This is a genomic window from Archangium violaceum Cb vi76, assembly GCF_000733295.1.
Taxonomy (GTDB): domain Bacteria; phylum Myxococcota; class Myxococcia; order Myxococcales; family Myxococcaceae; genus Archangium; species Archangium violaceum.
Genome location: NZ_JPMI01000400.1, coordinates 1 through 246, shown reverse-complemented (window position 1 = coordinate 246; position 246 = coordinate 1). Strand labels below are relative to the sequence as shown.

Below are 246 nucleotides of genomic sequence, written 5' to 3'. Positions count from 1 at the left end.
CCCGTGTTGCTCCGGGGCCACGTGGCGGAGGTGCGCTCGGCGGCCTTCAGCCCGGACGGGCAGCGGGTACTCACTGCGTCGGAGGACGGGACGGCGCGGGTGTGGAATGGGCTCGGGGAGCCGGTGGTGCTCGCGGGCCACGAGGGCGCGGTGACGTGCGCGGCGTTCAGCGCGGACGGGCACCGGGTGCTGACGGCCTCCGAGGACGGGGCGGTGCGGGTGTGGAGGGCGGATGGCACGGGAGCG

Annotated in this window: 1 protein-coding gene; it reads left to right on the top strand. The window is 76.8% G+C overall.

The genetic code is table 11. From position 1 onward, the window contains the following. Positions 1-246: WD40 repeat domain-containing protein (locus Q664_RS57125; protein ID WP_043413725.1), on the top strand; the 246-nt coding region annotated here is incomplete at both ends.